Origin of the sequence: Streptomyces sp. NPDC059649, assembly GCF_042734445.1 — a bacterium.
Classification (GTDB): domain Bacteria; phylum Actinomycetota; class Actinomycetes; order Streptomycetales; family Streptomycetaceae; genus Streptomyces.
The window spans coordinates 1-25,517 of record NZ_JBHWDV010000013.1; the positions used below are offsets into that span (position 1 = coordinate 1).

Sequence of the window (25,517 nt, forward strand, 5' to 3'; positions counted from 1 at the left end):
TCTGGGTGCGTGTTTTTTTTTTTTTTTCTCCCGGCTTCTTCGGGGCCGGCGGCGGCGCCCGGGGGGGCGGGCGCGCCCCCGGCGCGGGCCCCCCGCCCGCGCCCGTCGGCGTCCGCCCGCCGGAACGGTCAGGTGTGCGGAGCGCCGTAGTGGCCGGCGAGCATCCGGTGGTAGTCGTCGTCCCCGATGTGCTTCTCCCGCTCGAACTCGGGGGCGTCCTCGATGTCCTTCTTCGTGCACGCCAGGTAGATCGTGCTGCGGTCCAGGTCGATCGAGGAGATGAGCCCGGCCGGCAGCAGGATCTCCCGGCCGAAGATCCACACTCCGGTGTCGACGACCAGATAGCTGGCCCCGGCCTCGTCCGAGTGCTCGTCGACCGTCCCGACGGTGCCGTCGATCGCCTCGACCGCGAAACCGGTGAGATCGGTCCCCGACACGTACCCCACGCTGTCCTGGTAACCCCAGATGTTCTGCGTCACGGAAAACCTCCCCGCCGCCTGCCTCTGTGACCATCATGCCCCCGGCGGCCCGGGACGACGGCTTCAGTCCTTCGACGAATACCGGTGCAGGGCCCACGCCGGCAGCGCGAACCAGCACAGCGCGAACCAGACGACCATCCCCACCACGATCCAGGGCACGTACGTGTCGTGCATCGCGATCCGCAGGATCAGCAGCAGCGCTGAGGCGACCGTCGCCAGCAGCATCACGATGCCGATCAGCGCCAGCCGTGACGCCCACACCACCGTCTCCGGTTTGAGGCGGTGACCGGTGACCAGCCGGTGGAACGTCACCGTGCCGATCAGCGCGCCCGTGGTGGCCGCGCCCAGCAGCACCGTCACCACATAGATGAGCTGGTCGGTGTGGCTGAGCGTGGGGAACCGCGGGGTGAAGGCCACGGTGAGCAGGAAGCCGAAGAGGATCTGCACCCCGGTCTGGACGACCCGCACCTCCTGGAGCAGCTCGATCCACCGCCGGTCGGCCCGTTCCTCGGGCGACTCGTTGCGGCCCGACGACGTCTGACGCGGCCCCAGCGGTCCCACCGGTCCTCCCACTCCTCGTCCGTCCGCCCGTGGCGAAGGCTGTCCGCAAGCTGCCCGAAGGCTGCTTCTTCTGCTTCTGCTTCTGCCCGGGTTCGCTACGTCCTCTCGGGCTGGTTGATGCGGAACGTCAGCTCGTTGTCCGCCACCTCCACATGCACCTCGTCGCCCGCGGACAGCGCACCGTCCAGCAGCAGCCGCGACAGCGCGTTGTCGACCTCGCGCTGGATCGTGCGCCGCAGCGGCCGCGCCCCGTACTCGGGCTGGTGGCCGCGGTGGGTGAGCCAGTCCACGGCCTTGGGACTGAAGTGCACGGCGATGTCCTGGGCGTGCAGCCGGCGCCGGGTGCCCTCCAGCAGCAGGCCGGTGATCTGCCGCAGCTGCTCGTCGGTGAGCCGGCGGAAGACGATGATCTCGTCGAGCCGGTTGAGGAACTCCGGGCGGAAGTGCTCGCGCAGACTGGCCAGCGCCCGCTCCCGGGCCCCGTCACCGGCCTCCGGCCCCGAGACGTCCGGGCCGAAGCCCAGCACCCCGCGCCCGCCGCTGAGCGCCTCCGAACCCAGGTTGCTGGTCATCACGATGACGGTGTTCTTGAAGTCGACGGTGCGGCCCTGGGAGTCCGTCAGATGCCCGTCGTCGAGCACCTGCAGCAGCATGTTGAAGACGTCCGGGTGGGCCTTCTCCACCTCGTCGAGCAGCAGCAGCGCGTACGGGTGCAGCCGCACCGCCTCGGTCAGCTGGCCGGCGTCCTCGTGGCCGACGTATCCGGGCGGCGCACCCACCAGCCGGCTGACCGTGTGCCGCTCCTGATACTCGCTCATGTCCAGCCGCACCATGCGGTCCTCGCTGCCGAACAGCGCCTCGGCGAGCGCCCGGGCCAGCTCCGTCTTGCCCACCCCGGTGGGGCCGAGGAAGAGGAAACTGCCGATCGGGCGGTTCGGGTCGGAGAGCCCGGCCCGCGACCGCAGGATCGCCTCGGAGACCGCCGTGACGGCGTCGTCCTGCCCGATCACCCGGGTGTGCAGCCGGTCCTCCAGCCCCAGCAGCCGGTCCTTCTCCTCCTGGGTCAGGCTGCTCACCGGCACACCGGTCTGCCGCGACACGATCTCGGCGATGTCCTCGCCGGTGACCGACACGATCCGGCCGTCCCCGCTCGGCGCCGATCCCTGGGCAGCCTCGATCCGCGCGGTCAGCTCCGCGAGCCGGTCCCGCAGTTCGGTCGCCCGCTCGTACTGCTCCGACGCCACCGCCTGGTCCTTGTCCACCGCCAGTTGCTCCACCTCGCGCTCCAGCGCCCGCACGTCGGTGGTCTTGGTGCCCGAGCGCAGCCGCACCCGCGCACCGGCCTGGTCGAGCAGGTCGATGGCCTTGTCGGGCAGGAAGCGCTGGGTGATGTAGCGGTCGGAGAGTTCGACCGCGGCGAGCAGCGCCTCGGGGGTGTAACGCACCTGGTGGTGGGCCTCGTAGCGGTCCTGCAGTCCGCGCAGGATCGCCACCGTGTCCTCGACCGTCGGCTCGGGCACCAGGATCGGCTGGAAGCGGCGGGCCAGCGCGGCGTCCTTCTCGATGTACCGCCGGTACTCCTCCAGCGTCGTGGCGCCGATGACGTGCAGCTCGCCGCGGGCCAGGGCGGGCTTGAGCATGTTGCTCGCCTCCAGCGAACCGCCGTCGCCGCTGCCGCCGCCGGCCCCGACGACCGTGTGCAGCTCGTCGATGAAGACGATCAGCGAGTTCGGATGGGCCCGGACCTCCTCCATGATCCCGTTCATCCGCTCCTCGAAGTCACCGCGGTAACGGGTACCGGCCACCACGGAGGTCAGGTCCAGGGCGACCACCCGGCGGCCCGCCAGGATGTCCGGCACATCGTCGTCGGCCAGCCGCTGGGCCAGCCCCTCGACGATCGCGGTCTTCCCCACGCCGGCGTCGCCCACCAGCACCGGATTGTTCTTCCCCCGGCGGCAGAGCACCTCGATGGTCTGCTCGATCTGCTCCTCGCGGCCGATCACCGGATCGATCCGGCCGGCCCGGGCGAGATCGGTCAGATCGCGGCTGTACTTGTCGAGGGTCGGTGTGTCGTGCTTGGGCGCGGCGCCGTGCTCGCCCCCGGAGTGGTGCGAGGAGGGGCCGTGACCGCCCTGGGCGGCGGCATTGGGGTCGAAGTGGGCGAGGTTGAGGATCCGGCCCGCCGCCGAGTCCGGATTGGCGGCCAGCGCGTCCAGCACGTGCTCCGGGCCGATGTACGACGCGCCGTGGTCCCGCGCCAGGTCGTGCGCGCCCAGCAGGGCCCGCTTCACCGCCGGGGTCACCGCCACGCTGGACTGCCGCGGCCCGCTGCCGGCGCTCCGGTCGATCTCCGCCGCCAGCGCGTCCGGGTCCGCCCCCGACTGCTGCAGCAGGCTCCGGGTCGGCTCCGCGGACAGCGCCGCCCGCAGCAGGTGCTCGGTGCCGAGCTCGGTGCTGCCGTGCTCGGCGGCGTACGCGGCGGCGGAGGTGACCAGGTCCCGGGCGGGGCCGCTCATCAGGCGCGCGATGTCCGCCTGCCGGGGCAGCGACCGCCCCGTCCCGCCGTTTCCCGACTTCGCGGCGCTGCCGAAGAAGCGCGCGAGGAATTCACCGAACGGGTCCGGGCCGTAACCCTCCGGACCCATGAATCCATTGCTCATGTGTGTCCGTTCCGCTGTCACGGCCGTACCGCGACACGCTGCCTTGGTCGGGTTCGTTCCTGGGCCCGGCCCCGGGGACCGGGCCCGCTGCGGTCGCCCTCGGGCTCCTGCCCCGGCGGGTGCCCGAGCGGCGGGAGGTCACACGTCCCATGCCGCTCCACTGCTTCAGGATCGGTTCCGGCAGGGCCATCCGCACCCGGGGCGGGCGCTCGCCGGCCGCCGGGCATCCGGTGCAAAACCGCCGCCCGGGCGTTAACCGCGGCCCGGTCCGGGAACCCGTCTGCGTGGGCCGCCGGAAGCGCGGCGGCCGCACGACCCGGAAGGCGGTGCCGCTGGTGGAGGAGCGCACGGAGGCGGGGGAGGGGTACGACGCCACGCCGTACCTGCCGGCCCGCGACGGCCTGGCGGCGCTGCGGCGGGCCGCCGCCGACTGCCAAGGCTGCCCGCTCTTCCGCGACGCGACCCAGACGGTCTTCGGCGCGGGCAGCGCCTCGGCACGGGCGGTGTTCGTCGGCGAGCAGCCCGGTGACCAGGAGGACCGGCAGGGCGAACCGTTCGTCGGCCCGGCCGGACGGCTGCTGCGCAAGGCGATGAACGACGTGGGGATCGACGAGCGCCAGGCGTACTTCACCAACGCCGTCAAGCACTTCAAGTTCACCGTGGCCGCCCGCGGCAAACGCCGCATCCACAAGGCCCCGAGCCTGCGGGAGCTGACCGCCTGCCGCCCCTGGCTCAACGCCGAACTGGCCCAACTCGACCCGGAGGTGATCGTGGTGCTCGGCGCCACAGCGGCCAAGACCCTCCTCGGCTCCTCGTTCAGGGTGACGAAGGAGCGGGGCGCACCGATCGAGAGCGAGCGCGGACTGGTGGTGGCCACCGTCCACCCCTCGTCGGTCCTGCGCTCCGACGACCGCGCCGAGGCCTATGCCGGCCTGGTCTCGGACCTGCGCGTGGTGGCCGGGCTGCTGGAGTAGGCCATGGCGGACCACACCAGCGCACCCGTACTGCAGGCCCTCGCCGACTACCACACCAAGGGCCGGGTGCCCTTCACCCCGCCCGGCCACAAACAGGCCCGCGGCGCCGACCCGGACGTACGGGCGGTGCTCGGCGATGCCGTCTTCCTCGGCGACGTCCTGGCCTCCGGAGGGCTCGACGACCGGCGCACCCGGGGAGAGGTGCTGGAGCGCGCCGAGCGGCTGATGGCCGACGCGGTCCACGCCGACCACACCTTCTTCTCGACCTGCGGCAGTTCCCTGTCGGTGAAGGCCGCGATGCTGGCCGTCGCCGGCCCGCACGAGAAACTGCTGATCGGCCGGGACGCCCACAAGTCCGTGGTGTCCGGGCTGATCCTGTCCGGGATCCGGCCGGTGTGGGTGGAGCCCCGGTGGGACGCCGGGCGCCACCTCGCCCACGCCCCGTCGGCAACGGAGTTCGAGCAGGCCTTCGCCGCCCATCCCGACGCCCGCGGGGCGCTGGTCACCAGCCCCACCCCGTACGGCACCTGCACCGACCTGCGGGCCCTCGCCGACGTCTGCCACCGCCGGTCCCGCCCGCTGATCGTGGACGAGGCGTGGGGCGCCCATCTGCCGTTCCACCCCGACCTGCCGTCGTGGGCGATGGACGCCGGGGCCGACGTCTGCGTCACCAGCATCCACAAGATGGGCAGCGGCCTGGAACAGGGCTCGGTCTTCCACCTCCAGGGCGGTCTGCTCGACCCGGCCAAGCTCAAGACCACGGCCGATCTGCTGGGCACCACCAGCCCGTCGGTGCTGATCCTCGCCGGGCTGGACGGCTGGCGCCGGCAGATGGCGCTGCACGGCCGGGAACTGCTGGGCGGGGCCCTGGACCTGGCCGCCGAGGTCCGCACCGCCGTCGAGGCGATCGACGGACTGCACGTCAACGACCGCGCGGACCTGTGCGGCCGCGGCCTCGCCGACGACTTCGACCCGCTGCCCGTCGTCATCGACGTCAGCGGCCTGGGCACGACCGGCTACCGCGCGGCGGACTGGCTGCGCGAACACCGGCACCTCGACGCGCACCTCGCCGACCACCGCCGGATCTCCACCCAGCTCACCCACGCCGACGACGCCGGGACCGCCGGGGCACTGCTGACCGCCCTCAAGGACCTCGCCCACGCGGCGGCCGCGCTGCGGCCCGCGCCCACGGTCGAGGTGCCGCCGCCGGACGGGCTGCGCATGGAACAGGCCTGTCTGCCGCGGGACGCCTTCTTCGGCGACATCGAGGACATCCCGCCGCAGGACGCGGTGGGCCGGATCGCGGCCGAGATGATCACTCCGTACCCGCCCGGAATCCCGGCCGTCCTGCCCGGTGAGCGGCTCACCGAACCCGTCCTGCGCTATCTGTGCTCCGGCGTCGAGGCGGGCATGAACCTGCCCGACGCCACCGACCCCGGGCTCGGCACGGTCCGCGTGCTGGCCGCGCCCGCCGACTGACCGATCCGGCACCACACCCGCGCGCCCCGGCGGGTCCGGTCGTAGCCCCAGGCGCCCACGAGCCCGCCCAGCACCTCCGTCCCCCGGCCGTGCCCGGGCAGCGGACCGCCGGGCGGCAGCCGGGTCATCGGGACGCCCGCCGAGGGGAACGGCTGCCGACCCGGTGCCGCTGAACGGGCCCTGATTCCCCGGGCCGGACCCGCGTCAGATCTCCTCCTCGATGCGGGTCAGGTCGGTGGTGAGCGCGTCCAGCCAGATGACCGAGTCCAGCAGCAGTGCCGCGGCGAGCGCCCGGGCCTCCCGGTCCGGGCTGTCCGGGGGGATCCGCTGGACGACCGCCAGCAGGCCGCGGACGTCCAGCGGCGGCGGGCCGCGGTCCGGCGGTGCGGTGTGGTCGGCGGCCAGCCGCCGGGCGAGCGTCCGGTAGCCGGCCGCGGTGTCGTCCGCCGCCCGCCGCAGCCAGTCCCCGGTCTCCCGGTGGATGATCCGGCCCGGGCGGCCGGGCAGCAGCCGTTCGCCGCGCCGGGCGTCCGCCGCGGCGACCAGCACCACGGGCCAGTCCGGCTGCCGGGCGGTGTGCTCGCGCGGCTCGCACTGGAACTGGGCCAGGCTCTCCCGCGCCAGCGCCAGCGCACGGTTGATCTCCCCGATGTCCGTTTCGGTGTCGCGCCCCGCGGCGCCCGGCCCGCCCGACGCCACCGCCCGGCCGCCGAGGTCGCCGGTCGCGCCGGCCTCCGGACGGTCCACGACGCGGGCGGCGGTGCGTCCGATGGACTCCGCGACCGCCGCGCACAGCGCCGCCATGCTGCGCCGCACCTCGCTCCCCGCACCCCGCGGCCAGGCCACCAGACCACAGACCAGCCCGATGACGCTGCCCGCCAGCACGTCCGCCAGCCGGACCGGGGCGAGGTGCCAGGTGACCCGGGAGACCTGCGCGAACAGCGTGGCGACGACCAGCGTGAACCCGCCCTGCGCCCACGCCAGCCCGCGCAGCGGCCCCAGCGCGAACGCCAGCAGCATCACCGGCGGCAGCAGGACCGCGTACACCACCGCCCGGTCGGCGACCAGCGCCAGCAGTCCGCCGGCCAGCAGCGCGCCGGCCAGCGTGCCCAGCAGCGCCTGACGGACCGCGGAGCGGGTCTCCAGGCTCGTCGTCCGGGTGAGCGTCAGGGTCGCCAGCAGCACCCAGAAGCCGTGCTGGAGGTCGAGCACCCCGGCGACCGCCCGGGCCGCGGCCAGGCCGAGCGCGAACCGGCAGGCGTTCTGGAAGATCACCGAGCGCGGGGTGAGATGGCTGGTCAGCCGCAGCCACCACAGCTGGGGGGCGTGCGCCCGGGCGTAGCCGAAGGCGTGCCCGGCGGTGTCCCGGTCGACACTGCGGTCGCCGCACAGCAGCCGGGTGGCCAGCACCAGGACGACGGTGGCGTCCGCGGCCTGCACCACCAGCGACCGGCGGCGCAGATAGACCAGCCGGTCGTCCGCGTCCAGCCGCTCCAGGGTGTCCAGGGCCTGGTGGGTGCGCACGGGCCCCAGCTCACGCTCCAGTTCCGCGGCCGACGGGCCCTGACCGGGCCGCAGCCGGCGGCCGTCGCCGAGCGCCCGCGCGGCACCGCGGGCGGCCTCGCCGATGCCGGTCAGCAGGGCGACCGTCTCGGGCCGGTAGGCACGGTGCGCGCCCTCGGCGGTGTGCAGGGCGTCGAGCCGGGCCAGCAGGGTGCGGGCCGCCTCGGCGGCGTGCCCCATGGCCTTGTGGGCGACGGTGGGGGAGGCGGGCACATCGGCCGGCGGGACACGGGACGGCCGCAGCGCATCGGCGGCGGCCCGCGCCCGGGCGAGCAGCGGGCCGGGAGCCGGCGCGCCCAGCAGCTCGGCGAGGTCCGCGGCCGCGTCGGCGGCCCCGGCCAGCAGCCGGCGGAACGGCGGGGTGTCCGGTTCGGGCAGCAGGAACCGCTGGGCGGCCACCAGCAGGGCCGCGCCCAGCAGGAAACCGGCCAGCCGCTGGCCCAGCATCTGCGGGGCGTAGGGCGGGAAGCACGGCAGGATGTAGAGCAGCTGCATACCGGGGGCGGCTCCGGCGATCCGCGGGCCGGTGGTCCCCGCGTACGCGATCACGAAGCCGACGACGAGCATGCCGAGGACCGCGGCCCAGGTCCGTACGGCCAGCAGGGTGCCCAGGGTGAGCAGCAGCAGACCGGCCGGGACCGCGGTCAGCACGGTCGCGGCGCGCTGCCGCCCGGACCCGGGGATGCGGGCGAGCGCGCCCAGCGACACCGCGGTGAAGGCCGCGTACACCGCCATGACGGTCAGGCCCAGCGCGTAGCGGCTGAGGTAGAAGCCGACGCAGGCCGCGGCGGTCACACGGACCGCGTTGCCGACCACCGAGCGGTTCCCGCGCAGGCCCTGGATGCTCACCTTTCCACTATTGGCCGACCGGCCGCGGTCCGCAGCGCGCACCGCGGCCGGGGGCTTCGGGGCAAGGGAGTTGGCGTTTTCCCGGCGGGGCCGTGGCGGCGCCGGACCGTAGACTGCGGAACGTGACGGAGAAGAAGCCGGACGGGGCGGACGCCGGCGACGCGCCGCGGCCGGAGCTGCCGGCCACCGGCTGGGCGGTGCTCGGACTGCTCTCCTTCGGCGAGGAGCTGTCCGGCTACGACCTGAAGAAGTGGTCGGACCGGTCGCTGCGCTTCTTCTACTGGAGCCCGTCCTTCAGCCAGATCTACGGCGAGCTCAAGCGCCTGGAGAAGGCCGGTTACGTCAGCTCCCGGACGGTCGCCCAGGAGACCGGCCACCGCGACAAGCGGGTCTACGTGATCACCGACGAGGGGATGACGGCGGTCCGCCGGTGGGCCCGCGAGGCGCCGGTGGAACCCCCGGTCCTCAAGCACGGGGTGATGCTGCGGCTGTGGCTCGGCCATCTGCTGGAGGACGACCGGATGCGCGAAGTCCTGGGCCGGCACCGGGAGTTCGCCGAGACGATGCGGCAGCGCGCCGAGGCCGACGCGGCGGCCGCCGCCGACGAGGCGGCCCGGTCCGGCCCGGCGCTGGTGCTGAAGTGGTCCGAGCGGTTCTACGCCGCCGAGCGCGACCTGGCCGACGCGATGCTGGCCGACCTGGCGGAACGGGACCGCGGGCGCCGGTAGGCGCGGCCGGGCGAACGGCCCTGCGCGGCCGGCGTGCTAGAGTTCCAGGGTTGCAGTTCGGTACCCATGATCATGATGTGCGCCTGACGGGAATGGTCCGCAGGCGCACTTACTGTTTTCCGGCCGGTTCACGCCTTTTCCGGACGGGGCTCGTCGGCCCAGGGCCCGTACTGTCCCAGGCCCTGGAAAGGAACCCCATTGGCTCGCCCCGCACGCCAGCAGCGCACCGGTACACCCCGGCCGGCCGGATCAGGAAACCCCCGGCGCAGGAACTCCCCGGGCAAGGCAGCGGGCAAGGCGGCGCCGGCCCGTAAGGCCACCCCGCCGCGGGACTTCACCGTGCCGGACCCGGTGGTCCCCGCGCTGCCCGCCGTCACGTCGTTCGCGGAGCTGGACCTGCCGGCGGCCCTGCAGAAGACCCTCACCGCACAGGGCGTGACCGAGCCGTTCCCCATCCAGGCCGCGACCCTGCCCAACTCGCTCGCCGGCCGTGACCTCCTCGGCCGCGGCCGCACCGGCTCCGGCAAGACGCTCGCCTTCGGACTGTCGCTGCTGGCCCGCACCGCCGGGCTGCGGGCCGCCCCGCGCGCACCGCTCGCCCTGGTCCTGGTGCCCACCCGCGAACTCGCCCAGCAGGTCACCGACGCACTGCTGCCGTACGCGACTTCCGTGCAGCTGCGCGTCGCCACCGTGGTGGGCGGTATGTCGATCACCAAGCAGGCCGCCGCGCTGCGCCGCGGCGCCGAGGTGCTGGTCGCCACCCCCGGGCGGCTGAAGGACCTCATCGAGCGCGGCGACTGCGAGCTCGGGCAGGTGCGCCTGAGCGTCCTCGACGAGGCCGACCAGATGGCCGACATGGGCTTCCTGCCGCAGGTCACGGCGCTCCTCGCACAGGTCGAGCCGGGCGGGCAGCGGATGCTGTTCTCGGCCACCCTCGACCGGAACGTGGACCGGCTCGTCCGGCAGTTCCTGACCGACCCGGTCGTGCACTCCGTCGACCCGTCGGCGGGCGCCGTCGCCACGATGGAACACCATGTGCTGCACCTCGCGGACGAGACCGACAAGAAGGCCGTCGCGCTGCGGATCGCGGCCCGCGACGGCCGGGTGATCCTCTTCGTGGACACCAAGCGCGCCGCGGACCGCTTCGCCAAGCGGCTGCTGGCGAACGGCGTGCGCGCGGCGGCGCTGCACGGCGGCCGCACCCAGCCGCAGCGCAACCGCACGCTGGAGCAGTTCAAGAACGGCCAGGTCAGCGCGCTGGTGGCGACCAACGTCGCGGCCCGCGGCATCCACGTCGACGCGCTCGACCTGGTCGTCAACGTCGATCCGCCGGCCGACCACAAGGACTATCTGCACCGCGGCGGCCGCACCGCCCGGGCCGGTGAGTCCGGCCGGGTGGTCACGCTGGTGCTGCCCGACCAGAAGCGCGAGATGACCCGGCTGATGCGGGACGCCGGCATCACCCCGGCGACCACCCGGCTCAAGTCCAGCGACGAGGAGCTGGCCCGCATCACGGGCGCGCGCGAGCCGTCCGGTGTCGCGGTCACCATCGAGGTACCGGCACAGGCCACGGCCGCCAAGGCGCCGGCCGCCCGCACCCGGTCCCGTGCGGGCCGTCCGCCGCGCCGGGGCCGCGGCCGCGGCGGCCGCCGTCCGGTCGCGCAGTAGCCGCGCCGCACGGTCGTCATGGCCGCCGGGGCGAGGAGCGGGGCAGTCCCGCCAGTTCGGCGGCGTGGGTGAGCAGTTCGACGAACATGTCGAAGGTGAGCTTGCCGGTGAAGGTGTTGCGCTGGCTGGGGTGGTAGCTCCCCAGGACCTGGAGTCCCGGGCGCCGGCCGGTGGCGGGCAGGGTCAGCCGGGCGCCGTGGCCGAACGCGGGGCGCGGACGGGGGATCGGCCAGCCCGCCTCACCGAGCACCGGCAGCAGTGCCTGCCAGCTGAACGCCCCGAGCGCCACGACCGCCCGCAACTGCGGGGAGAGCAGCTCCAGTTCGGCGGCCAGCCAGGGCCGGCAGGTCTGCCGCTCGGCGGGGGTCGGCTTGTTCTCCGGCGGGGCGCAGTGCACCGGCGCGGTCACCCGCACCCCGTACAGCTCCAGGCCGTCGTCCCGGTGCGTGGCGGTGGGCCGGGAGGCGAGGCCCACCGCGTGGAGCGCGGCGAACAGGAAGTCACCCGAGGCGTCCCCGGTGAACATCCGGCCGGTGCGGTTGCCGCCGTGTGCGGCCGGTGCCAGGCCGACGACCGCCAAGGCGGCGTCCTGGGGCCCGAATCCGGGGACCGGCCGTCCCCAGTACTCCCAGTCCCGGAACGCCGCACGGGGGTGCGCGGCGACCTGCTCGCGCCAGGCCACCAGCCGGGGGCAGGCCCGGCAGCGGGCGATCTGGCCGTCCAGTTCGGCCAGCCCGCCGCACCGTGCCGCCTGGTGGGCGGGGAAGCGCGTCTCGTCGGTGTCCGGCGGCGGTCCGGCCGGTCCCGTCTCGTCCATCCCTCCACGCTAAGCGACCCGTCACCCGTCGCGGGTCGCTCCGGCGGCCCGTTCGGTGAGGTGCGGGGGCGGGGTGGTGCCGGCGGGCAGCAGCGGGTCGGCCTCCGGCGCGCCCCAGGTGGTGTGCAGCGGCAGTACGCCGGCCCACAGGCCGAGCGCGGCGTCCGGGCCGTCGCCGTCGTCCGGCGGTCCGGTACGGACCTTCACGGACGCCTCGTCGAGGGAGAGCGCCAGCAGCGTGGTCGCGGCGAGTTCCTTGCGGCTCGGGCGGCGGGCGTAGTCCCACTGGCCCGGTGCGGCCTGCTCGGTCAGACAGCGCAGTCCGGCGAGCTTCTCCTCGGGGTCGGTGACCGGGCGCGGGGTGCCGAACACCATCGCGCTGCGGTAGTTGACGCCGTGCTCGAAGACGGAACGGGCCAGCACCAGGCCGTCGACATGGGTGACGGTGACGCAGACCTCGGCCCCGGGAGCGGCGATCAGGCTGCGGCTGGCGACCGAGCCGTGGAGGTAGAGCGTGCTGCCGTCCGAGCCGTAGACGGTGGGGACGACCAGCGGGGTGCCGTCCACCAGCACGCCGAGGTGGCAGAGGAAGCCCCCGGCCAGGACGGCGTCGAGCGCCGCGCGGTCGGTGCGGCCCTGCGCGCGCAGCCGGCGGTGGCGGGTGCGCGCGGTCTGCGACAGACCGGGGCCGGGTGGGGCTGCCACGGGGACATCTGCTCCTGATTCCATGGCCTCTTGTGTATCTTGCCGCGGAATTCGTTGTCCAGGGAATTAGGTGCAACGGATTCGGTGGATCGTCGAGATGGGTCACCAGCGGGTCGCCAGCTCCACCGTGACGGACTCCAGTGCCGCGGCCGCCGCCTTGTTGACCTCGGTGGCGGTGTCGGCCCGGAGCAGGATCCGGCCGATCCGGCCGAGGTTGTCGTGCGGGTCGCCGACGTCGTCGCCGGGCAGCTTCGACAGGGCGGTGGCGACGATGTGCTCGCCCCGGGGGAGCGGACCGACCCAGCGCAGCGTGCCGGCTTCGGGCGCGGTGAGGAAGCGGATCGCGGCGGCCGCCGCCCGGCGCGGCGTCACCTCGGGGCGTTCGCCCAGCGCGGCCTGGAGGCAGGCGCGGGCCATGTCGATGCCGAGCGCCTCCTCGACCAGCTTCATGATGTGGTCGCCCGGGGGCCGGGCGCCGACCTCGATGACGTACGGGCGGCCCCGTGGGTCGATCTTCACCTCGGTGTGCGCGACGCCGTGCCGCAGGCCCAGGGCCGTGCACGCCGCGGTGGCGGCCGCGAGGACGGCCGCCCGGACGTCACCAGGGAGTTCGGCCGGCACCGTGTGGCCCAGTTCGGCGCGGTGGGTGCCGTCGGTGGTGAACTTCTCGGTGACGGCGAGGTGGTGGAGGTCGTCGCCGGCCAGGATCGTCTCGACGCTGAACTCCTCACCGGGCACGTACTCCTGTGCCAGCAGCGTGCGGTCCAGGGCGATGCCGTGCGAGGCCTTGTGCGTCTCGGAGTGCGCCAGCCGGGCGGCGGCGGGGAGTTCATCGGCCGAGCGGACGACGGACACCCCGATCGAGGCGGCGTTCTCCGCCGGTTTGACGACGAGCGGGAAGGACAGTTCGGCGTCCGCGATCCGGCGGGCCAGGGCAGCGGCGTCCGGTGCCACGACCGTACGCGGGGCGGGCACGCCGCCGGCCGCGAACGCCTCGGCCATCAGGCGCTTGTTGCGGCCGGCGGCGGCGAGTTCGGGCCGGTGGCCGGGCAGGCCCAGGTCCGCGGCGAGCCGGGTGGCGAGCGGGGTGAGGAACTCCCAGCACGGGACGACGGCGGCGATGTCGTGGGCGCGGCAGAACGCGGCCAAGTCGGCGCGGGCGGCCGCGGGGTCGGCGAAGTCGGTGAAGACCGGTGCGGCGATCCGTGCCGTCAGTTCGGGGCGGTAGCGCGCGTACACGTCCTCGTGGGTGGCGGCGTAGGCGGTCAGGCCCAGCCCGGCGGCCGCGGCCAGCAGGTCCTCGCCCGCCGCGACGTCGGGCTCGATCAGCAGGATGTTCTTCACGGTGCGGTTCCTTCCGTGCGCGGAGCGGCGGTGTCCGTCAGCCGGTGGCGCGCCGGCGCAGCGCCGGTGCCAGGGTCAGTTGGCCGGCCGCGGCGAGCAGGCACAGCGCGGCGCAGGTCAGCCAGAGGGCGGGGGAGCCGAGGGCGAGCAGCCTGGTGCCGATGACGGGGGCGATCAGGAAGCCGGTGCCCCAGGCCATGCCGATCACACCGTTGTAGCGGCCGCGCAGCGGGGCCGGCGCGAGGTCGGCGACGACCGCGGCGGTGACCGCGAAGACCAGGATCTCGCCGACCGTGGACACCGCGACCGCCAGCGCGTACCCGACGGCGGCCGAGGCGGTGGCCGCCACCACGTTGCCGCCGGCCGCCAGGGCGAACCCGGCGGCCAGCACCCGGCTCTTGTCGTCGTCGGCCAGCCGGTGGCCGATCAGCGGCTGCAAGGCGATCACGACGGCGCCGTTGACGCCCATCACCAGGCCGTACGCGCCGCTGGACAGGCCGGTGCCGCGCATCGCCAGCGGCAGGGTGGCGAACGCCTGCTGGAAGACGACCGCGTAGACCACGATGATCCCGGCGAAGGCCAGCATGGCGCGGTCGGCGAGGACGGTGCGGTAACTGCCGGCGGTGCGGTCCCGGACGGCCGGGCGGGTCTCCGGGACGGCCAGCCACACCAGCACCCCGAAGAACGCACAGGCGCCCGCGTCGATCCAGAAGATCAACCGGTAGCCGTGGGAGGCGAGCTGACCGCCCAGCACCATGGCGACGGAGAAGCCGAGGTTGACCGCCCAGAGCAGCAGGCCGAAGGCGCGGGTGCGGTCGGCGGCCGGCACCGCGTCGGCGACCAGGGCCTGGGCGGCGGGGCGGAAGAGGTCGATGGTGATGCCGAGCGTGAAGCAGGCGAGGACGAGCACGGTCAGCCCGTGGGCGTGGCCGAGGGCGAGCAGGGTCGCGCCGTTCGCCAGCATCCCGCCGGTCAGGGCCACCCGGCGGCCGAACCGGTCGGCGAGGAAGCCGCCCAGCGGCTGGGAGATGACCGAGCCGATGCCGACCACGGCGAGGATCAGCCCGGTGTCGGCGAGCGGGACACCACGGACGCCGGTCAGATAGAGACTGAGGAACGGATTGACCATCGAGCCCAGGCGGTTGACCAGCGAGCCGCCCCACAGCACCCAGAACGCGCCGGGCAGTCCGCCCGCCCGCACCCGGACGTAACGGCGCAGCCGGCCGGGTGCGGATGCGCCGGGCGTCGGGGTGGGGGCGTCGGTCCTGCTCACTGCGCTCTCCTGCGGCTGGTCGGTCACTGCGGGCCGCCGGCGGGCACGGCCGGTGCCGCGGCCCGGGCGGCGGCGTCCGCCAGGGCCGCGCGGTCGACCTTGCCGTTCGCCGTGGTGGGCAGCGACTCCCGTAGCTGGATCCGCTGCGGGACCATGTACGGCGGCAGGGCCTCGGCGCAGAACTCCCGCAGCGCGCCGGCGTCCGGCGGGGTCCGGCCGGCGCCGGGGACGACGAACGCGGCGAGTTCCAGGCCGCCGTCGGGGAGCGGCAGGGCCAGCGCGGTCGCCGCGGCGGCGCCCGGGAACTCCGTCAACCGCCGTTCCACCTCGCCGAGTTCGACGCGGTTGCCGTTGATCTGCACCTGGGAGTCGGTCCGGCCGCAGAAGTAGAACTCGCCGTGCTCGCCCCGTACGGCCAGATCGCCGGTGCGCAGGACCACCTGGCCGGACTGCGGGCACAGCGGGTCGGGGACCAGTGCGGCGCGGGTGGCCTCCGGGTCGTCCCAGTACCCGGAGAACAGTGCGGGGCTGCGCAGATGGATCTCGCCGGGTACGCCGGGCCGGTCGACGACCGCCCCCGACGCGTCGACGAGCAGCATCTCCGCGCCGGGGTGGGCGACCCCGATGGACAGCCGTTCGGCGTCGTCCGGCAGCGGGCGCGGGACGTCCTCGAAGGAGCAGGCCATCGACTCGGTGGCGCCGTAGCAGTTGATGAGGCGGGCCGCGGGCAGCAGTTCCTGGAGCCGGCGCAGTTCGGGCAGCGGGAACTCCTCGCCGCAGAACAGGACCGAACGCAGCCGGTCGAGGGCGGCCAGCCGGTCCGGCTCGTACCGCAGCGGCTGCCGCCAGATCGACGGGACGCCGTTGACCTGGGTGGCGCCGGTCTCCCGCAGCACCCGCAGCAGATGCCGGGGCCAGCGCACCAGTTGCTGCGGGACCGGCACGACGGCGGCGCCGCTGCCCAGCGCCAGGCCGATGTTGAGCAGTGAGAAGTCGAACTGCAGCGGTGAGGTGCTGGCGATGCGGTCCTCGGGCGTGGCGATCCGGTGCGCCAGCATGCCCCGGTAGAAGGCGGTCACCGCCCGGTGGCTCATCACCACGCCCTTCGGCCGCCCGGTGGTGCCGGAGGTGAAGACGATGTACGCGGGGTCGGTGACGCAGGGCACCCGGCGGCGGGGCCGGTGGGGTGCCGGGGCGCGGTCGACGGTCAGTCCGTCCGGTCCGAAACGGGCGGTGCCGGTCGTCGGCGGGAGGCCGGTCCGGGTGCCGTCCGCGGCCTGGAGGTGGAGTGCGGGCCGGGCGGTGGCGAGGATCAACTCCAGCCGCTGCCAAGGGGTTTCCGGGCTCACCGGGACGAAGGTGAGGCCGGCCCGGGAGCAGGCGAGGAGCGCCGCGACGGCCGGGGCGGTGGTGTCGGACTCCAGAACCACCCGCGAGCCGGTCTCGATGCCCAGCGCGTCGAGGCCGTCGGCGTAGGTGTCCACCAGGGCGCCGAGTTGGGCGTAGGTGGTCACGGTGGTCGTGCCGGGCCGGGGGGACTCGATCACGGCGGGCGCGTCGGGGGTGTGCCGGGCGGCGGCGAGCAGGAAGTCGTGGAGGAATTCCCCGGCCGGACCGGCGGGGGCGGACGGCTGCTGACTCACGGTGCGAAAGACCCCTCGTGGTGTGCGGTAACGGTGAATCGCGAACTGCCGGCGCTGATGTGACGGGCCGTCGGATGCCGGCGGGCGGTGTGCGGCGGCGCCCCGGGAAGCGCCCGGCACGGCGGTCGAAGCCCCCCGCTCTTCCGTATATCGGAAGTTGGATTTCGAAGAGGCGGTGATCAGGTTCTCATGCTCGCGGACGGGTTGGTGTGTGAGGTGGGTCACGTTTGGCGGCCTTCGCGGCCCGATCAACCTGGACAGACTTCCACGGCTTGTGGCAGCGTCAGCCGTGCACGGAATTCACCTTTCGCATGATGGAAGTGCAGTAATGGGGGAACGTATGACCGCGGCCGGACCGCTCTCGCTCGGCCAGCTATCGGTGTGGCACGACATCCGCGACCTGCCGGCGCACCGGCGGCACGAGCCCAACAACGCCGCCGCCTGGCCGCTGCCCCGCGGCACCGACGCCGCACGGGCCCGCACCGCGCTCCGCGCCCTCACCGCCCGCCACCCCTCGCTGCGCACCCGCTACGAGCTCCAGGACGCCGACGCACCACGGCAGTTGACGCCCGATGTCGACACCGACGACACCCTGCCCTCCGTGCCCGACGACGGCACCGCGCCCGACCGCCGCGCCGCCGAACTCGCCCACCAGCCCTTCGACCTCGGCCGGCAGCACGGCTGGCGGGCCCGGCTGCTGACCCGCGACGGCACCCCCACCCACCTGCTGTTCGTCAAACACCACATCACCGCCGACGCCTGGGCCCAGGAACTCCTGCACCAGGAATTCCGGCAGGCGCTCACCGGCCCCGACGGCCTCGGCCCCACCCCGCCCGGCCCCGCCGACCTCGCCGCCGACCAGTACGGCCCGGCCGGACTCCGCCGGCAGGCCGCCGCGCTCGACCACTGGGCCCAACTGCTCTCCCACGCCCCGCCGGCCGCCCTGCCCCGCACCGGCGCGGCGGGCGGCACCGTCCAGGCCACCCTGCACTCCGCATCCGCCCGCCCGGCCGCGCACGCCCTCGCCGCACGCGCCCGGGTCTCCGTCGCCAGCGTCGTCCTCGCGGCCTACGTCCGCAGCGTCGCCCGCATCTGCGGCAGCGACACCCTGCTCGTCCAGCTGATGAGCGCCAACCGGTTCGCCGGCCGCTGGAAGACCGTGGTCACCTCGATGAACCAGTGGGTCCCCGCGCTCGTCGAACAGGCCCGCACCGACGACCTGGTCGCACTCGCCGACGCGGTGCACTGGAGCGGTCTGACCGCCTTCCGGCACGGCATGCACGACGTCACCGCGGTCGCCGCGCTCCGGGCCGGGATGCCCGACGCCGCCGAACCGGCCTGCGCCTTCAACTACGTGGCCGTCCCCGGGGGTTCACCGCTCGACACCTCGCCGCCACCGGACCCGCGGTCCGGCCGCCCACCGACCCTCACCTGGGAGGAACCCTTCACCACCATCGGGCCGCGATGTTACGTACGCGCCCTGGAGACCGACGCCGGGCTCGCGATCCGGCTCACCGCGAAGGACCTCGGCCGCGAACACTGCGCCGCACTGCTCCGGGACCTGCACGACGGCCTGCTCACCGCCGCCGGGCGGCCCTGAGGCGGAACCGCCCGCCACACCGGCCCCGGCCACCCGCCGAGGCCCGGCCGATTCCGCCCGCCGCCCCCGCCGGACCCACGCCGCGCGCTCGGTCACGCCGCAACGCCGGACCCCACCGCGCGCCGCCGATGCCGCGCGACCGCACCACCGGCCGGCCCCCGTCGCCCCCGCCCCACCCCACCGTGCTCGTTCCTGCCCCCAGGAGGCCGCCCGTGCCCGAACACGTCCTGGTCCTGCACCGCTGGACCGACCGCTACGCCGACTACGCCGCCTACCTCGACCACTCCGTCCACCGCGTCAGCTACCTCACCACCGAACGGGCCGCCCGCCACCTCCCCGTCGAACAGGCCGCCGCCGTACGGCTCGTGGCGAGCACCGAGGACGTCAAGGAGGTCCGCGCCGCCCTCGACGCCCTGGTCGAGCGGCTCGGCCCGCCCACCCGGATCGTCGCCCTCCAGGAGACCGACCTCGACCTCGCCGCCGACCTGCGCGACGCCTTCGGCCTGCCCGGACAGCGCGCCGAGGACCTGCTGCCGCTGCGCGACAAACTGCTGATGGCCCGGCGACTCCAAGCCGCCGGCATCGCCGTACCGCCCACCGCCGCGGCCACCGGCCCCGACGCGGTGGCCGCCTTCGCCGCCCGGCACGGCTGGCCGGTCCTGCTCAAACCGCGGCGCGGCACCGCCAGCGCCGGCATCACCCGCCTCGACACCCCGGACGACCTCGGGCGTTACACCTTCCCGCCCGAGACCGGCATGCTCGTCCAGCAGTGGCGGCCCGACCGGGTCCTGCACGTCGACGGCGTGCACACCGGCGACGCCCTGGGCCCCTGGCGGGCCGCCCGCTACCTGCACAGCTGCCTGGAGTTCACCGCCGGCGCCGCGCTCGGCTCGGTGGAGATCGACGACCCCGAACTCCTCGGCCGCATCGGTGAGATCACCGCCGCCACCACCGAGGCCCTGCTCCCCGGCCCGTCCGTCTTCCACCTCGAACTCTTCGAGAGCGACCGCGGCGAACTGACCGTGCTGGAGATCGGCGCCCGCCCGGGCGGCGCCGAAGTGCCCTTCGTCTGGCGCGAGGTGCACGGCATCGACCTGATGGCCGCGGCCTTCGCCCACCAGACCGGCGCCCCCGACCCGACCCCCGCCGCGGTCACCGCACCCGCCGAGGTGGCCGGCTGGCTGCTCGTCCCGCCCTCCGTCCCGGCCCCCTGCCGGGTGCGCGAGGCCACCGGACACCTCGGTGACGACGGGCCCTACCATCAAGTCCTCCCGGAATCGGGGTCGTTGATGCGGGGCGGCGGCTACGAACACGCCGGGGCCCGGTTCCGGTTCCGCGGCCGCAGCAGCGCGGAGGTGACCGCCGCCCTGCACCGCACCCTGCGCACCGCCCGGCTCGACTGCACCCCCGTCGACCCCGCGGCACCCGCCCGGCTCGTCCTCGTCGGCTGCGGCAACCCGCCCTACCGGGCCTACGCCCTGGAATCCGTCGCCGGCCGGGTGACCACCGCCCTCGTCCAGCGCACCGCACCGGACTGGCAACGCCGGCACATCGCCGACCGGTTCCGCACCGCGGACACCTCCGACGCCACCGCCACCACCCGCGCGATCGCCGCACTGCTCGCCGGCCACCCCGGCCCCGGGGCCGTCCTCACCTGGGACGAGACCCTGCTGGAGACCACCGCCGAGGCCGCCCGCCGGCTGGGCCTTGCGCATATGAGCCCCGAGGCCGCCCGCCGCTGCCGCGACAAACTCGCCACCCGCCGGCTGCTCGCCGCCGCCGGAGTGCCCTCCGCACGCTTCCGCGAGGTCCACACCCGCGACCAGGCGCTCGCCGCCGCCGCGGAACTCGGCCGCCCGGTCGTGGTCAAACCCCGGGCCCTGGCCGGCAGTATCGGCGTCACCCTCGCCGGCGACCCCGGCCAGGTCCGGCGCGCCTTCGACCAGGCACACACCGCCGCCTTCCCCGGGATCCCCGCGACCGCCGGCGTGATCGTCGAGGAATACCTCACCGGACCCGAGATCAGTGTGGACTGCGCGGTGGCCGACGGCACCACCCGGATCGTGGGCGTGGCCCGCAAACGCCTCGGCTTCGCCCCGTACTTCGAGGAGATCGGGCACCTCGTCGCCCCCTGGCGGCACGAGCCGTGGGCCGACGAGGTGCGCTCCGTCGTCGCCGACGCACACACCGCCCTCGGCATCCGCACCGGCCTGACCCACACCGAACTCCGCCTCACCCCGACCGGACCCCGCGTCGTCGAGGTCAACGGCCGGCTCGGCGGCGACTTCATCCCGCTCCTCGGCACCCTCGCCACCGGCGTCGACCCGGTCGCGGCCGCCGCCGACCTCGCACTCGGCCGGGACCCGGAGCTCACCCCGAGCCACGACCGCTGCGCCGAGGTGAGCTTCGTCTACCCCGAGCAGGACGGCACCGTCCGCTCCCTCGACCTCACCACCGCGGCGACCCTGCCCGGCATCGTCCGGGCCGTCCCGCTCGCCGCGCCCGGCGCCACACTGCGGCTGCCGCCCCACGGCATCGTCCCGCGGCTCGCCGCCCTCATCGCCGTCGGCGACACCGCCGAGGAGTGCGCCACCGCGCTCGCCGCCGCCCGGCACGCCGTACGCCACTGCCTCACCCCGCTTCCCCGACCGTCCGACCCGACCAAGGACAACCGCCCATGACCTGGATCCTCGGTGTCAACGCACCGCCCACCGGCTGGCACGACAGCGCCGCCTGCCTCGTCAACGGGGACGGCGAGATCATCGCCTTCACCGAAGAGGAGCGCGTCAACCGCCACCGCCACTCCCTCTACCGCAAGCCGCTCGGCGCCGCCCGCTTCTGCCTGGCACAGGCCGGCATCACCGCCGCCGACATCGACGTGGTCGCCCTCGGCTGGGACAGCGAACAGCTCTACCCACGGCGCTTCGCGAACGACGCCGACTTCCTCGCCTACGCCGTCGGGCTGGACTTCGGCAACCGCCCGCCCGAGGTCGTCCGCGTCCCCCACCACCAGGCGCACGCCGCCTCCGCCTTCTACGCCTCGCCGTTCCCCAAGGCCGGGGTGCTGGTCATCGACGGCCACGGCGAGAACGAGTCCTCCACGATCTGGACGTTCGAGGACGGCGCCGAACCCCGCCAGGAACGCAGCTGGCAGCGCACCGCCTCGCTCGGTTACGCCTACGACGCCGCCTCCACCTGGCTCGGCTTCTCCTTCCTCAACGCCGGCAAGACCATGGGCCTGGCCGCTTACGGCCGCGCCGCCCGGCTGGAGGTCGAGCCGCTGGTGGACCTCACGGCCGACGACTTCGGCCTGGCCGTCGAACCGCTCGCGGAGAGCCGGGGGAGGGCCACCGCCGACGAGATCAAGGCGCAGTACGACGACACCGTCGGCCGCTGGCGGGAGCGCTACACCAAGATCGCCGGGGCGGACGGTCCCCGCGTACCCGAGGAACGGCTCACCGACGACCCGAACGCCGTCCTCGTCGCCTACACCGCCCAGCGCCTCATCGAACAGACCGTGACCCATCTCGCCGCGCTGACCCGTAAGGCGGCCGGCGTCGAGGAGCTGTGCCTCAGCGGCGGCGTCGCCCTCAACTGCAGCACCAACGGCACCCTGCCCGGCCCGCTGTACGTACCGCCCGTACCGCATGACGCGGGGGTCGCCCTCGGGGCGGCGTGGACGGTGCGACCGCCCAGGAGGAGGGTGGCGGCGTTGAGTCCCTATCTGGGGAGTGATGTGTGGGCCCCTGATCGCCTCAACGGCGGGGAGGGAGCGGGTATTCCGGGAGCCGGTGGTCCGGGGACGGCCGGTGTTCCCGGATCGGGTGGTGTGCCGGGGGCGGGTGGTGTTCCCGGGGCGGGTGGCCTTTCGGGGCCGGGTCGGCGTGGGGCCGGGGCGGGGGAGCTGGATCTCTCGGGGCTGGTGCGGGCCGATCTGGACATCGACGTGCTGACCGGGTTGCTGCTGGACGGGCAGGTCGGGGCGGTCGCGCAGGGGCGGGCCGAGGTGGGGCCGCGGGCGCTGTGCCGGCGCTCGATCATCGCCGTGCCCTACACCGCGGACGTCAACACCCGGGTCAACACCCTCAAGAACCGCGAGCAGTGGCGGCCCTTCGCCGGTGTCACCCGGCCCGGCTACGGCGCCCAACTCTGGGAGCAACAGGAGTACTTGAGCCTCTACATGCTCGGCGCCGCCAAGGCCACCGCGCTCGGCCGGCAGGTCGCCCCCGGCGTCGTCCACGTCGACGGCACCACCCGGCCGCAGGTCCTGCACGGCGACGAGGCCCCCGCGGTCGGCGCCGCCCTGGACGCCCTGGAGCGGCACGGCGCGCCCCCGGTCCTGCTCAACACCTCCTTCAACGACAAGGGCGAGCCCATCGTCAACACCGCAGCCGACGCGCTGCGCGCCTTCCGCGCCATGGACCTGGACTTCCTGGTCCTCGGCGACGACCTCTACCGCACACCGCACCGGACCGGAGGTGCGAGCTGATGCCGGCCGGCCTGCCGGAAACCGCCCGCTTCCGGGCGTTCGGCCCCCGCCACATCGACGACATCGCCCGCCGCCACCGACTGCCCGACGACATCCGGGACACCGTGCGCCGGGTGTCGCTGGTGCTGCCGTTCCGCGTCAACGAGTACGTGCTCTCCGAACTCATCGACTGGGACCGGGTTCCCGACGACCCGATGTTCCAACTCACCTTCCCGCAGCGCGGCATGCTCGCCGCCGCCGACGAGGACCAGCTGGCCAAGCTCTCCGCCGACCCCGCCGACAAGCCACTGTTGCGCGAGGCCGTCCAGGAGATCCGCCGCCGGCTCAACCCGCACCCCTCCGGCCAGCAGCAGCTCAACGTGCCCACCCAGGACGGCGTCCACCTCCCCGGACTGCAGCACAAATACCGCGAGACGGTGCTCTACTTCCCCGGCCAGGGCCAGACCTGCCACGCCTACTGCACCTACTGCTTCCGCTGGGCCCAGTTCATCGGCGACGCCGACCTGAAGTTCGCCGCCCCCGACCCGGGCGGACTGATCCGCTATCTCGCGGACCACCCCGAGGTCCACGACGTCCTCGTCACCGGCGGCGACCCGATGGTGATGTCCACCGAGCGGCTGCGCGGCCACCTGGAGCCGCTGCTCGGCGTCGACACGGTCCGTACGATCCGGATCGGCACCAAGTCCGTCGCCTACTGGCCACAGCGCTTCGTCACCGACCCGGACGCCGACGACGCCCTGCGGCTGTTCGAGCGGGTGATCGCCTCCGGACGGCAGCTCGCGGTGATGGCCCACTTCAGCCACCCGCGGGAGCTGGCCACCGACCTCGCCCGCACGGCGCTGGCCCGGATCCGCGCGACCGGCGCGGTGATCTACTGCCAGGCACCGCTGATCGCCCACGTCAACGACGACGCCCGGGTCTGGAGCGAGCTGTGGCGGGCCGAACTCGCGGCCGGGGCGGTGCCCTACTACCTGTTCGTCGAGCGCGACACCGGCCCCCACGACTACTTCAAGGTGCCGCTGGCCAGGGCCGTCTCGATCTTCACCGACGCCTACCGCACGCTGCCCGGCCTGGCCCGCACCGTGCGCGGCCCGGTGATGTCCGCCACCCCCGGAAAGGTCGTGGTGGACGGCGTCGAGGAGACCCCCGAGGGGGCGTACTTCCGGCTGCGGATGCTGCAGGCCCGCGACCCCGGCCTGGTCGGCCGGCCGTTCCGGGCCCGCTGGTCCGCCGACGCCGCCTGGCTCGACCAGCTCGAACCCGACCCCGCCACCCCGGCCGACCTCGCCGCCGCCCTGCGCGGCAGCGCCCCGACCGCACCCGCACCCGCACCGGCCGGCCCCGGCGCGGCCCACCGCACCGGCCGCGTGGAGAGGAACCCCGCATGACCGCCGTCACCGTCGCCCCGCCCTCCCCGAACCTGGCACTCAACCAGCTCGTCGACCGGCGCCGCGCCGAAGGGGCCTCGCTGGTCCACCTGGCGTTCGGCGAGGCCCGGCTGCCGGTCCTGCCCCAGCTCGCCGCGCAGCTGGCGGCCGGCGCGACCCGCTCCGCGTACGGCCCGGTGGCCGGCGCCGAGAGCGTACGCCGCGCGGTGGCCGGCTACTTCAGCCGCCGCCGGCTGCCCACCGAACCGGACCGGGTGATGGTCGCCCCCGGTAGCAAACCGCTGCTGATGGCGCTCCAACTGGTCGTCCCCGGTGACCTGTTGCTGCCCCGGCCCGCCTGGAACAGCTACGCCCCGCAGGCCCGGTACGCCGGCAAGAAGGTCTTCGGCGTGCCCGTCCCCGCCGAGTGCGGCGGCGTCCCCGCGCCCGACGCGCTGCGCGAGACCCTGCACCGGGCCCGGGCGGCCGGCGCCGACCCCCGGCTGCTGGTCCTCACCCTCCCCGACAACCCCACCGGAACCGTGGCCCCGCCCGCGCTGATCCGCGACCTGTGCGCGCTCGCCCGCGCCGAGGACCTGCTGATCCTCTCCGACGAGATCTACCGCGACATCGTCCACGACCCCGACACCACCCCCTACCTCAGCCCCGCGGAAGTCGCCCCGGAACGCACCGTCGTCACCAGCGGACTGTCCAAGACCCTCGGCCTCGGCGGCTGGCGGATCGGGGTCGCCCGCTTCCCCGCCGGCGACACCGGCACCCGGCTCCGGGACGCCACGGTCGCCGCGGCCAGCGAGATCTGGTCCACCCTGGCCGGGCCGATGCAGCAGGTCGCCGAGTACGCCTACGCCGAACCGCCCGAGGTCACCGCCCGGATGCGGGCGAGCGCCCGGCTGCACGGCGCGGTGGCCCGGGCCGTGCACCGGACCGCGGTCGAGGCGGGCGCCGACTGCCGCCCGCCCACCGGCGGCTTCTACGTCTACCCGGACCTCGGGCTGCTGCGCGACCGGCTGGCCGCCCGCGGCATCACCGACTCCGCCTCGCTCGCCGCCCGCCTCCTCGACGACAGCGGCCTCGTCGTCCTCGCCGGACACCTCCTCGGCGACGACCCGCAGGGCTTGCGCTTCAAGGCCGCCACCAGCCTGCTCTACGGCGACGAAGAGCAGCAGTACGAGGCGCTGGGCGCCGACGACCCCACCCGCCTGCCGCACATCGCCGCCGAACTCACCCGGATCGCCGAGGGCCTCGCCCGGCTGACGGGAGCGGCATGAGCCCCACCACCCCGCACGGAAGGACACCG

Annotated in this window: 18 protein-coding genes; 9 read left to right on the plus strand and 9 right to left on the minus strand. The window is 74.5% G+C overall.

Features of this window, described 5'->3' with window-relative positions; all coding sequences use genetic code 11:
* Nucleotides 1-128: 128 nt before the first annotated feature.
* The 3 genes from ACFV1J_RS16445 to ACFV1J_RS16455 form a co-directional block, all read right to left on the minus strand.
* On the minus strand, nucleotides 129-479 hold the full coding sequence (locus ACFV1J_RS16445; RefSeq protein WP_385858562.1) for a PRC-barrel domain containing protein: 351 nt from the start codon (nucleotides 477-479) through the stop codon (nucleotides 129-131).
* 63 nt (nucleotides 480-542) lie between these two features.
* Complete coding sequence (locus ACFV1J_RS16450) at nucleotides 543-1,040, minus strand: DUF6328 family protein (RefSeq protein ID WP_385858564.1); 498 nt, start codon at nucleotides 1,038-1,040, stop codon at nucleotides 543-545.
* A gap of 95 nt (nucleotides 1,041-1,135) precedes the next feature.
* Nucleotides 1,136-3,700, minus strand: coding sequence for an ATP-dependent Clp protease ATP-binding subunit (locus ACFV1J_RS16455; RefSeq protein WP_385858566.1), 2,565 nt, complete (start codon nucleotides 3,698-3,700; stop codon nucleotides 1,136-1,138).
* A gap of 332 nt (nucleotides 3,701-4,032) precedes the next feature.
* On the opposite strand from ACFV1J_RS16455, the gene ACFV1J_RS16460 reads away from it, so the two are divergent.
* Nucleotides 4,033-4,674, plus strand: a complete 642-nt coding sequence (locus tag ACFV1J_RS16460; RefSeq protein ID WP_385858811.1) for a UdgX family uracil-DNA binding protein — start codon at nucleotides 4,033-4,035, stop codon at nucleotides 4,672-4,674.
* A gap of 3 nt (nucleotides 4,675-4,677) precedes the next feature.
* Nucleotides 4,678-6,153 carry an aminotransferase class I/II-fold pyridoxal phosphate-dependent enzyme gene (locus tag ACFV1J_RS16465; RefSeq protein WP_385858568.1) on the plus strand — a complete coding sequence of 492 codons (1,476 nt, stop codon included), beginning with the start codon at nucleotides 4,678-4,680 and terminating at the stop codon, nucleotides 6,151-6,153.
* Between the two features lie 204 nt (nucleotides 6,154-6,357).
* Here ACFV1J_RS16465 and ACFV1J_RS16470 read toward each other — a convergent pair whose 3' ends face one another.
* Nucleotides 6,358-8,565, minus strand: a complete 2,208-nt coding sequence (locus ACFV1J_RS16470) for an FUSC family protein (RefSeq protein ID WP_385858570.1) — start codon at nucleotides 8,563-8,565, stop codon at nucleotides 6,358-6,360.
* 122 nt (nucleotides 8,566-8,687) lie between these two features.
* On the opposite strand from ACFV1J_RS16470, the gene ACFV1J_RS16475 reads away from it, so the two are divergent.
* Both ACFV1J_RS16475 and ACFV1J_RS16480 read left to right on the plus strand, forming a co-directional pair.
* The gene (locus tag ACFV1J_RS16475) at nucleotides 8,688-9,293 is read left to right on the plus strand and encodes a PadR family transcriptional regulator (RefSeq protein ID WP_385858572.1); all 606 of its coding nucleotides are present in this window, start codon (nucleotides 8,688-8,690) and stop codon (nucleotides 9,291-9,293) included.
* Between the two features lie 198 nt (nucleotides 9,294-9,491).
* Nucleotides 9,492-10,961, plus strand: a complete 1,470-nt coding sequence (locus ACFV1J_RS16480; protein ID WP_385858574.1) for a DEAD/DEAH box helicase — start codon at nucleotides 9,492-9,494, stop codon at nucleotides 10,959-10,961.
* 16 nt (nucleotides 10,962-10,977) lie between these two features.
* Here the strand turns inward: ACFV1J_RS16480 and ACFV1J_RS16485 are convergent, their stop codons facing one another.
* The 5 genes from ACFV1J_RS16485 to ACFV1J_RS16505 form a co-directional block, all read right to left on the minus strand.
* Entirely contained in the window at nucleotides 10,978-11,778 is an 801-nt protein-coding gene (locus ACFV1J_RS16485; protein ID WP_385858576.1) for a uracil-DNA glycosylase, read from the minus strand.
* A 21-nt stretch (nucleotides 11,779-11,799) separates the two neighbouring features.
* Complete coding sequence (locus tag ACFV1J_RS16490; RefSeq protein WP_385858578.1) at nucleotides 11,800-12,483, minus strand: pyridoxamine 5'-phosphate oxidase family protein; 684 nt, start codon at nucleotides 12,481-12,483, stop codon at nucleotides 11,800-11,802.
* Nucleotides 12,484-12,585: 102 nt separating this feature from the next.
* Nucleotides 12,586-13,827, minus strand: a complete 1,242-nt coding sequence (locus ACFV1J_RS16495) for an ATP-grasp domain-containing protein (RefSeq protein ID WP_385858580.1) — start codon at nucleotides 13,825-13,827, stop codon at nucleotides 12,586-12,588.
* A gap of 37 nt (nucleotides 13,828-13,864) precedes the next feature.
* Nucleotides 13,865-15,100, minus strand: a complete 1,236-nt coding sequence (locus ACFV1J_RS16500; protein WP_385858583.1) for an MFS transporter — start codon at nucleotides 15,098-15,100, stop codon at nucleotides 13,865-13,867.
* A 23-nt stretch (nucleotides 15,101-15,123) separates the two neighbouring features.
* Nucleotides 15,124-16,743 (minus strand): AMP-binding protein, encoded by a 1,620-nt coding sequence (locus tag ACFV1J_RS16505; protein WP_385858585.1) that lies wholly within the window; start codon nucleotides 16,741-16,743, stop codon nucleotides 15,124-15,126.
* A 328-nt stretch (nucleotides 16,744-17,071) separates the two neighbouring features.
* Here ACFV1J_RS16505 and ACFV1J_RS16510 point away from each other — a divergent pair, with 328 nt between their 5' ends.
* The 5 genes from ACFV1J_RS16510 to ACFV1J_RS16530 all read left to right on the plus strand — a co-directional run bounded on the left by ACFV1J_RS16510 (nucleotide 17,072) and on the right by ACFV1J_RS16530 (nucleotide 25,488).
* Nucleotides 17,072-18,343 carry a condensation domain-containing protein gene (locus ACFV1J_RS16510; protein WP_385858588.1) on the plus strand — a complete coding sequence of 424 codons (1,272 nt, stop codon included), beginning with the start codon at nucleotides 17,072-17,074 and terminating at the stop codon, nucleotides 18,341-18,343.
* A gap of 212 nt (nucleotides 18,344-18,555) precedes the next feature.
* The gene (locus ACFV1J_RS16515; protein ID WP_385858590.1) at nucleotides 18,556-21,024 is read left to right on the plus strand and encodes an ATP-grasp domain-containing protein; all 2,469 of its coding nucleotides are present in this window, start codon (nucleotides 18,556-18,558) and stop codon (nucleotides 21,022-21,024) included.
* Nucleotides 21,021-22,832 (plus strand): carbamoyltransferase C-terminal domain-containing protein, encoded by a 1,812-nt coding sequence (locus tag ACFV1J_RS16520; RefSeq protein WP_385858592.1) that lies wholly within the window; start codon nucleotides 21,021-21,023, stop codon nucleotides 22,830-22,832. Before ACFV1J_RS16515 ends, ACFV1J_RS16520 begins: the two co-directional genes overlap by 4 nt.
* Nucleotides 22,832-24,220 (plus strand): KamA family radical SAM protein, encoded by a 1,389-nt coding sequence (locus tag ACFV1J_RS16525; protein WP_385858594.1) that lies wholly within the window; start codon nucleotides 22,832-22,834, stop codon nucleotides 24,218-24,220. The genes ACFV1J_RS16520 and ACFV1J_RS16525 overlap by 1 nt, the downstream gene beginning before the upstream one ends.
* Nucleotides 24,217-25,488: a pyridoxal phosphate-dependent aminotransferase gene (locus ACFV1J_RS16530; RefSeq protein WP_385858596.1), complete on the plus strand. Its 1,272-nt coding sequence runs from the start codon at nucleotides 24,217-24,219 to the stop codon at nucleotides 25,486-25,488. Before ACFV1J_RS16525 ends, ACFV1J_RS16530 begins: the two co-directional genes overlap by 4 nt.
* The last annotated feature ends 29 nt before the right edge of the window (nucleotides 25,489-25,517 follow it).

Coding starts and splice junctions, on each gene's coding strand:
- ACFV1J_RS16465 (WP_385858568.1), top strand. CDS start 4,678: ATGGCGGACCACACCAGCGCACCCGTACTGCAGGCCCTCGCCGACTAC.
- ACFV1J_RS16455 (WP_385858566.1), bottom strand. CDS start 3,700: ATGAGCAATGGATTCATGGGTCCGGAGGGTTACGGCCCGGACCCGTTC.
- ACFV1J_RS16485 (WP_385858576.1), bottom strand. CDS start 11,778: ATGGACGAGACGGGACCGGCCGGACCGCCGCCGGACACCGACGAGACG.
- ACFV1J_RS16520 (WP_385858592.1), top strand. CDS start 21,021: ATGACCTGGATCCTCGGTGTCAACGCACCGCCCACCGGCTGGCACGAC.
- ACFV1J_RS16530 (WP_385858596.1), top strand. CDS start 24,217: ATGACCGCCGTCACCGTCGCCCCGCCCTCCCCGAACCTGGCACTCAAC.
- ACFV1J_RS16510 (WP_385858588.1), top strand. CDS start 17,072: ATGGGGGAACGTATGACCGCGGCCGGACCGCTCTCGCTCGGCCAGCTA.
- ACFV1J_RS16525 (WP_385858594.1), top strand. CDS start 22,832: ATGCCGGCCGGCCTGCCGGAAACCGCCCGCTTCCGGGCGTTCGGCCCC.